Source organism: Bacillus sp. TL12, from assembly GCF_022625245.1.
Classification (GTDB): Bacteria; Bacillota; Bacilli; order Bacillales; family Bacillaceae_G; genus Bacillus_A.
On the sequence record NZ_JAJJBY010000160.1, the window covers coordinates 1 to 993 of the forward strand.

Annotated in this window: 1 protein-coding gene; it reads left to right on the top strand. The window is 28.6% G+C overall.

The annotated features are described in order from the left end of the window. Positions 1–271 precede the first annotated feature (271 nt). A complete protein-coding gene (locus tag LOK41_RS28215) occupies positions 272–766 on the top strand; it encodes a hypothetical protein (protein WP_017150343.1) in 495 nt (164 codons plus the stop codon). Positions 767–993: the final 227 nt, after the last annotated feature.

Below are 993 nucleotides of genomic sequence, written 5' to 3' on the forward strand. Positions count from 1 at the left end.
ATACGATACATGTTCTTGTATATTTTATAATGTTTATTCGGAAAAATTGTATTTTCATTCTATATTTTTGGGGGCGTTTAAAACTTTGCAACAGAACCGAAAAGGATATTATAAAATAATCAAACTTTTTTACAAAGCCACACTAATAACACCGATAAAATTATGAATATTCTGTATTTTATTTATCAAAATAAATAGAACACAAATAACGCTTAAAATGGTAATATATGTTTGTTGATATCATATTATTGAAATGAGGTAATGTTAAAATATGAATTGTAAAAAACTATCATCTTACTCGGTAGCCTTAGCTTTTGGTATAACTACTTTATTTGGATTTTCTAGTTCTAATACACAAGCTAAAATTCTAAATCAAGAAGAAATAAAAAATCAATGGACTATAAAATCCACATTCAATAACGAACAATTAAAATTAATAATTAAAAGTATTTCAAGTGAAAAAATACTTAAAGCACAAAAACTCAACAATCAAGCATTGTCCATTACAGAATCAGGAAAGTATTCGTTTCATTTAGAAACAGCTATATCCTTAGGGTGTAGCCGTGAACAAGCACAAGATCTGAAAGATTTATTTGAATCATTTTCACCTGATACTGTTAAAAAAATTGAGTCTGTTACAAGTGGTGGTTTGAAGTCGTTAATTCCTATTCAATCAAACTTATCTTTTTCTCTTACTGATTTATTAACACTCTTAACAATAGATGGATTAAAAACTTTAGCTAAACAAATTGTCTCTATCTTCTAAAAACCCTAGGCGCACCACATTGCTACCAACCTAACAAAATAAGGTTCTGGTGCAAAGTTTCCGAAGATATAAAGAGATCGAGAATATTGTAGACCAGTTTTATGAAACTATGGTTCTGTTGCAAAGTTTGAAAAAAGCATAAACAGGTTGGTAAATGAGGAACAATGTTTAGGAAGTAGCTAGTAATTGTTGAAGTTCATTGTATGTTGAAAAGGTGGAGTCTCTTT

Coding starts and splice junctions, on each gene's coding strand:
- LOK41_RS28215 (WP_017150343.1), top strand. CDS start 272: ATGAATTGTAAAAAACTATCATCTTACTCGGTAGCCTTAGCTTTTGGT.